This window comes from Aquabacterium sp. UBA2148 (assembly GCF_002328915.1).
In the GTDB taxonomy this organism is placed as follows: domain Bacteria; phylum Pseudomonadota; class Gammaproteobacteria; order Burkholderiales; family Burkholderiaceae_C; genus Aquabacterium; species Aquabacterium parvum.
The window spans coordinates 27,969-30,848 of record NZ_DCXA01000150.1; the positions used below are offsets into that span (position 1 = coordinate 27,969).

The window sequence follows — 2,880 nt, forward strand, 5'->3', positions numbered from 1 at the left end:
TGCCGCGCGCGCCCAGGGCGTCGCACCACTCGCTGTTGTAGCGAATTTCGGTGCGGGCCGGGTCGAGCACCAGGCTGGCCTGCTTGTAATAGGTCTCGGCGTTGGCCTTGACCTGCTCGGGGGTCAAAGGCGGGCGCGTGGTGTTGCGGCCGGACGGGTCACCAATCAGCGATGTGAAATCGCCGATCAAGAAGATCACCTGATGGCCGATATCCTGGAGCTGGCGCAGTTTGTTCAAGACCACGGTGTGGCCCAGGTGGATGTCGGGCGCGGTCGGATCCAGACCGAGCTTGATGCGCAGGGGCACCCCGGTGGCTTCCGATCGGGCCAGCTTTCGCAGCCATTCGGCCTCGGGCAGCAGTTCGTCCACGCCACGGCGCGTGATGGCCAGGGCCTCCCTCACCCGGTCGGTGATGGGATGTTCTGGTTGGGCTTCGGGCGCTTTTTCGGGGTGAGACATGGTGAACCAACAGGTGAAAATCAGCAGGAGGGAAGGCAGCTTGTGCCCGCTATACTCCGCGCAACGCGCGCGCAGGCACACAGCTTGCGTAGCCAGGGAGCTCATTTTAAGGGGGGTGGCATGAACACCCCTTTGCACGCTGACAGGAATCCCGTTTTGGCATCTTCCCGATTGTTCGATCGCGTGATCGACGTGCTGCAGTCCCTGCGACTGGCACCCATCGCCGCCGCTGCCCAGGCCTTTCAGAACGCAGCCCATCGCCACCCCCGTCGCGTCAGCGCCGCTGTGTTGACCCTGCTGGCCGGCTCCGCCGTCACCGCCTTTGGCGTGGCCCCGCTGAGCAGCCTGCCCGAAGGCCCCACCCCGGTCATCACCCAACTCACCGAGTCCATCGAGCCCGCGGACCTGTCCGTGCAGTTGCAGCGCCTGGACCTGCAGGCCCTTCGGCTGTACCGCAGCGAGGTCACGCGCTCGGCCGACACCGCCGACAGCCTGCTCAAGCGCCTGGGTGTTGACGACATGGAAGCGGCCCAATTCGTGCGCAACGACCCGGTGGCCGCCACGATCCTGCAAGGCCGGCTGGGCAAGTCGGTCAAGGCGATCGTCGAAGATGGCAAGCTGATCGAGCTCGTGGTGCGCGGTCCGGCCGACACCAGCGCCGACATCGACATCCATTTCACCAAGGTGCTGATCAACCGCCAGCCCCAGGGCGGCTTCTCGGTTCAGCGCGCCGTGCTGCCTCTGGAGCGCACGCCGCAAATGGCTTCGGCCACGATCCAGTCCTCGCTGTTTGCGGCGGCCGACGACGCCCGCATCCCGGACGCCGTCACCAACCAGATCGCCGAAATCTTCGGCAACGACATCGACTTCCGTCGCGAGCTGCGCAAGGGCGATGCCTTCAGCGTGCTCTACGAGGCCCACCTGGCCGAAGGCGAGCCCGTGACCTGGGGCAACCCGGCCGGTCGCGTGCTGGCCGCGCGCTTCATCAACAAGGGCGAGGTGCACGACGCCGTCTGGCACCAGGAGCCAGGCCGCAAAGGCGCCTACTTCGACATGACGGGGCGCAGCAAGGTGCGCGCCTTCCTGTCCTCGCCGCTGGCTTTCTCGCGCGTGACCTCCGGGTTCGCGATGCGCTTTCACCCCATCCACAAGACCTGGCGTGCACACCTGGGCGTCGACTTCGGCGCCCCCACAGGCACCCCCGTGCGCACCGTGGGCGAAGGCGTGGTCACGTTCTCGGGCTGGCAGAACGGCTACGGCAACGTGGTGCAGGTTCAGCACAGCGGCAACCGCAGCACCGTCTACGCCCACCTCAGCCGCGTTGACGTGCGGCGCGGTGAGCGCGTCGAACAAGGCGCACGCATCGGCGCTGTGGGCGCAACCGGTTGGGCCACGGGCCCGCACCTGCACTTCGAGTTCAAGGTGGGCGGCCAGCAGGTCGACCCAATGACCATCGCCCGGGCCTCCGAAAGCCTTCAGCTGTCGGCGCAATCGCTGGCGCAGTTCCGCAGCAAGGCCGTGGACATCGCCGAACGCCTCAAGATGGCTGGCGAATGGCAGGCAGCAGGCGCGCAGTCCGGCCCCCGTTTCGAATGAACAAGGCCGCCAGCGACGGCCAGACCATCGCCCCTCGGGCACCTTTGCCCCCCCAGGGCGCGGAGCTCTACATCGGGCTGATGTCCGGCACCTCGCTGGATGGGGTCGACGGCGTGCTCAGCAAGGCAGAGGGCGGCCGGTGGCACACGGTGGCACATGCGCACCTGCCTTTTCCGACCGCCCTGCGTCAAACCATGCTGGCGTTGAACACGCCGGGCCCCGATGAGCTGCATCACGCAGCGATCGCCTCGCAGGCGCTGGCTGTGGTGTACGCCGACGTCGTGCAAGCCGTGTGCGAGCAGGCTCAGGTGCTTCCCGCCGAGGTGCGTGCCATCGGCGCCCATGGCCAGACGGTGCGCCACCGGCCTGAGCTGGGCTACACGCTGCAACTCAACCAGCCCGCCTTGCTGGCCGAACTCACCGGCATCGACGTGGTGGCGGATCTGCGCTCGCGCGATGTGGCCGCAGGCGGTCAGGGTGCGCCCCTGGTGCCGGCTTTTCACGAGGCCGTTTTTGCTCAGCCCGACCACACCGTGGTCGTCCTCAACATCGGCGGCATGGCCAACCTGAGCATCTTGAGACCAGGGCAAGGGCCGCTTGGCTTCGACTGCGGCCCAGGCAACGCCCTGCTGGACATGTGGTGCAGCAGGCAAACCGGTCAGGCGTTCGACGCCAATGGCGATTGGGGTGCTGGTGGCCAGGTCCGCGAAGACTGGCTGGCCGCAGCCCTGGGTGACCCCTTCTTTGCCTTGCCCCCGCCCAAGAGCACGGGGCGAGACCTGTTCAACGCCGAATGGCTTGAGCGCTGGCTGGCTCCCCACGGC

The 2,880-nt window shown here is 67.3% G+C and carries 3 protein-coding genes; 2 read left to right on the forward strand and 1 reads right to left on the reverse strand.

What is annotated here, in order from left to right; all coding sequences use genetic code 11:
• Positions 1-460 (reverse strand): tyrosine--tRNA ligase (gene tyrS / locus B2W70_RS08290; RefSeq protein WP_286744667.1); only part of this gene is annotated, 460 nt, incomplete at its 3' end.
• 120 nt (positions 461-580) lie between these two features.
• Here tyrS and B2W70_RS08295 point away from each other — a divergent pair.
• Together B2W70_RS08295 and B2W70_RS08300 are read left to right on the forward strand one after the other, a co-directional pair.
• A complete protein-coding gene (locus B2W70_RS08295; RefSeq protein ID WP_286744670.1) occupies positions 581-2,056 on the forward strand; it encodes a M23 family metallopeptidase in 1,476 nt (491 codons plus the stop codon).
• Positions 2,053-2,880, forward strand: an 828-nt coding sequence (locus B2W70_RS08300; RefSeq protein ID WP_286744673.1) for an anhydro-N-acetylmuramic acid kinase, incomplete at its 3' end; no start/stop codon positions are given. The genes B2W70_RS08295 and B2W70_RS08300, both read left to right, overlap by 4 nt.

Coding starts and splice junctions, on each gene's coding strand:
- B2W70_RS08295 (WP_286744670.1), top strand. CDS start 581: ATGAACACCCCTTTGCACGCTGACAGGAATCCCGTTTTGGCATCTTCC.